Annotated in this window: 5 protein-coding genes; 4 read left to right on the forward strand and 1 reads right to left on the reverse strand. The window is 69.5% G+C overall.

What is annotated here, in order from left to right:
• Window positions 1–81: 81 nt before the first annotated feature.
• The 4 genes from FXN61_RS48080 to FXN61_RS53955 all read left to right on the forward strand — a co-directional run bounded on the left by FXN61_RS48080 (window position 82) and on the right by FXN61_RS53955 (window position 3,238).
• A complete protein-coding gene (locus FXN61_RS48080; RefSeq protein WP_167980435.1) occupies window positions 82–1,149 on the forward strand; it encodes a methyltransferase domain-containing protein in 1,068 nt (355 codons plus the stop codon).
• Between the two features lie 72 nt (window positions 1,150–1,221).
• Window positions 1,222–1,551, forward strand: a complete 330-nt coding sequence (locus FXN61_RS53945) for a hypothetical protein (protein ID WP_246293247.1) — start codon at window positions 1,222–1,224, stop codon at window positions 1,549–1,551.
• Window positions 1,482–2,189 carry an NACHT domain-containing protein gene (locus FXN61_RS53950; RefSeq protein WP_312878566.1) on the forward strand — a complete coding sequence of 236 codons (708 nt, stop codon included), beginning with the start codon at window positions 1,482–1,484 and terminating at the stop codon, window positions 2,187–2,189. Before FXN61_RS53945 ends, FXN61_RS53950 begins: the two co-directional genes overlap by 70 nt.
• Complete coding sequence (locus FXN61_RS53955) at window positions 2,126–3,238, forward strand: hypothetical protein (RefSeq protein WP_246293249.1); 1,113 nt, start codon at window positions 2,126–2,128, stop codon at window positions 3,236–3,238. Before FXN61_RS53950 ends, FXN61_RS53955 begins: the two co-directional genes overlap by 64 nt.
• Here the strand turns inward: FXN61_RS53955 and FXN61_RS48090 are convergent.
• On the reverse strand, window positions 3,174–3,521 hold the full coding sequence (locus FXN61_RS48090) for an FtsX-like permease family protein (RefSeq protein WP_167980436.1): 348 nt from the start codon (window positions 3,519–3,521) through the stop codon (window positions 3,174–3,176). The two genes, FXN61_RS53955 and FXN61_RS48090, sit on opposite strands and share 65 nt — an antisense overlap.
• Between the last annotated feature and the right edge of the window lie 189 nt (window positions 3,522–3,710).

Below are 3,710 nucleotides of genomic sequence, written 5' to 3' on the forward strand. Positions count from 1 at the left end.
GCGACGAGTGCTAGCTATTGCAAGCACCCTGCTAGCAAGTCTCTGCGTGTGCTCCGCCACAGGGATACCGTTGTGGATGACATGGACGATGCCTGGGCCCTGCGCGCCGAGCTGGCAGACCACCTGCTCGGCGATGGCGTGCTGCACGATTCCAAGTGGCTCAAGGCTTTTCGGGCAGTTCCGCGGCACGAGTTCCTGCCGCGCTTCTACCGCCAGCTGCACAGCGGTGACTGGGAACGGCTCACCGCGGAGCACCCGGACTGGCTGGAACTCGTGTACGCCGATCGGGTGTGGGTTACCCAGTTCGACGGCGACGACACGGTGACCGGCGGCACACCGACGTGTTCGTCGAGCATGCCCACGATCATGGCGATCATGCTGGAGGCACTGGACATCCACAAAGGACAGTCGGTGCTCGAGGTCGGCACCGGCACCGGTTACAACGCGGCACTGTTGTGTCATGCCGTGGGTTCGGACAACGTCACCACGATCGACGTCGACCCGAACATCTCGCAACGAGCGCAAGATCGCCTGCGCCGCAACGGGTTCTTCCCGACGTGCGTCGCGGGCGACGGCGCGCTCGGCCATCCGGAGCGGGCGCCGTACGACCGCGTGCTCGCCACCTGCTCCGTCGCGACCATCCCGCCCGCCTGGCTGGAGCAGACCAGGCCCGGCGGTCTGATCGTCACGACGTTGCACCGCCCCATCGGCGCGGGACTCCTCCTCATCGTGTCCAACGGTGACGGCACCGGCGAGGGCCGCGTGCTCGTCGAGGACGGCCGCTTCATGCCCATGCGCGCGCACGCTCACCCGCCCACGCTCGCGGGTTCCGGCACGTTCGACCGCCGCACCACCACGTTGCCGCTGAACACCGTGGTCGACCCGGCCAGCCCGTTCGAGTTCTTCGCCGGCATCGCACTGCCGGGCGTCGTCGCGGGGCACAACTGGCTCGCCCATCTGGACGGCTCCTGGGTGCACCACCACGGTTCGCACGTCGACCAGGGCGGCCCGCGCCGGCTGTGGGACCTCGCGGAGCAGGCCATCGTCGAGTGGCACGGCCTGGGCAAACCCCGCAGGCACCAGTTCGGGATCACGGTCGGGGCCGACGGCCAGTTCCTGACGCTCGGCGATCTGCGGTGGCATCTGTGATCAAGAACCAAAGGTCACGACACGGGTCACTGAATCGACCCCCGGCGGATGCGGTGCGTCATGATGCGACGCATGTCCAGATTCCGTCAGCAGGCGCTGCTGACCGGCTGCGTGCTGACCGCGGTGCTCACCGCGGCAGGTCTGTTCGTAACCGGCCAGGGCATCAACCCGCACGTGTGGCTGATCGCGCTCGCGTTGGCGTTCCTGGGCTTCCTGGCTTTGCTCGACCCGTGGGTCCGGCGCAGGCACAACGCCGCGCTGAGCACCGACGAGCACCTCGACGCCGCGTGCAGGGCACTCGCCGTGGCCTGCAGGCGCAGTGGAACGAGGAGGTGCGTTCCCGCGGCCTCACCGACCCGGACGTGCTCGATCTGCACTGGACTGCCGCTGAGCTGGACGTGAGCGCCGAGCCGGACGCGCCGCCGGGGCGCAGCGACGCGGTGGTGGGCGCGTTCGAACGGCAGATCAACCGCAGGATGGTGATCATCGGCGAGGCGGGCACCGGTAAGACGACGGTCGCGATGCTGCTGACGTGCGGCCTGCTGGACCGCTACAACGGCGGCATGGTGCCGGTTCTGCTGCCGCTGTCGACGTGGAACCCGGCGGTCGAGGACATCCGCACGTGGCTCACTCGCAGGCTGTACGAGGACCACCCGGCGTTGCACAACACCGAGCTGTACGGCAGCTATGCCGGTGACCTGCTGGTCGAGCAGCACCGCGTGCTGCCCGTGCTGGACGGACTCGACGACATCCCTGCCCATCAGCGCGCGGACGCGCTGGCGCGGATCGCGAAGGCGTTCCCTGCGAAGCGGCCGCTCGTGCTGACCTGCCGGACGACCGAGTTCGAGCAGGCCGTCGACCACGCGGGTCCGCTGCCCGGTGCGGACGTCGTCGAACTGGCCCCGCTCGACCTGGATGAGGTCGCCGCCTACCTGCGGGCCAGCGCGGACAGCGTGGGCGCGCGCGGTGGGAGCCGGTGTTCATCCAGCTGCGCGAGGAACCGGACGGCAGGCTCGCGGATGCGTTGTCCACGCCGCTGACGATGTGGCTGGCCAGCATGGTCTACGCGGACAGCGAGGCGGAACCGACCGAGCTTCTCGACCGCGGCCGCTTCCCGGACGCGCGGGCGATCTCCGACCACCTCTGCGACGAGCTCGTGTCGCGGGCGTTCGGCAACAGGGCGTTCGCGCACCACGCCAAGGCGACGCAGGTCTGGCCACGGGACAGGGCCCGCCGGTGGCTCGAGTTCCTCGCGCACGAGATGCGCGACCGCGACATCCGCGAACTGGCCTGGTGGGAGCTGCGCCGGTCGGTCGGCAACACGTGGCTCGCGCTGCTCGGCGCGCTGGTGCTCGGCGCGATCGGCGGGTTCGGCGTCGGCTGGCTGATGGCGTACTCGATCACGCCGTCGCTCGCCCCGATCACCGGCCTGGTCGCGGGCATCGGCGTCGGCGCGGCCGCACTGACCGCGTCACAGGAACGCAAAGCCAAGCCACGTCTGGGAATCTGGCGCAGCCTGCTGCTCGTGCCCGGCGTGCTCGGACTTGCAGGCGGTCTCGTTTTCGGTGCGCTGTACGGACTTTCCGCGGGGCTCGTGGTCGGGCTCGGTCTCGCCGTGGCGACCGCGCTGCGGTTCGCGTTGTCCAGCAACGCCGAGCTCTCGCAAGCCGCCAGTCCTCAGTGGACGATGGCGCGCGACCGGATAGCGGTGTGGACCGGATCTCTCGTGCTGGCGGTGGTCTTCGGTTCGGCGGCGGCGCTGGTGTTCGGCCCCGGCCAGACCGGCATGGTCGGGCTGGGGCTCGCGTCCGGGCTGATGCTCGGGTTCGCGCTGGCCGTGCTGCACCTGCGCTGGTGGTGGTTCACCGTCGCGCGGATCTGGTTGGCGTTGCGCGGAAAACTGCCGTGGGAGCTGATGGTCTTCCTCGAGGACTCGCGCAAGCTGGGCGTGCTCTGCCGGGCGGGAGCCTGCTACCAGTTCCGGCACGGACTGGTCCAGGACCGCCTGGCAGAGCACGAGGTGACTACTCGGTCCGCAGGCCGAGTGCTCCGGTCGCCCTTCTCAGCGAAGGCAACGTCAGAGCAGTGACCGCGAACGTCAGCCCCACGACAACGCCGGTGATCAGGCCGATACCGGCCCAGTCGTAGGCCACCGCGGAGCCGAACACCCGCATGATCAGCACTCCGAGCCCGATACCGGTGGCCAGTGAGACGACCGTGGAGATCGCGAGCGGCAGGGCGTTCTGCCACAGCAACGACCGGGCCAGCGTGCCGCGCGGCACTCCGCTCGCCGCCATCACGGCGAGCGGCCTGCGCCGTTCTCGCACCTGCTCCAACGCCACGACCAGCAACGACGCGGCGCCGACCAGCAACTGAGCAGCGAGCCCGCCAGCAGCGCACGGCGGATCGCGCCGAACACCCGTTCCATCTCGTTGGTGTCGTCCTGGCCGACGAAGTAGGTGGCCCGATCACGGTGTCACCTCCTCGCAAGACCCCGACAACCCGCGAGTCTGCCTGGGGTTTTCCCCGCACGCACCCCGAATCCACCTCGAAGAGGCACC

This window comes from Lentzea indica, from assembly GCF_012184385.1.
GTDB lineage: Bacteria > Actinomycetota > Actinomycetes > Mycobacteriales > Pseudonocardiaceae > Lentzea > Lentzea indica.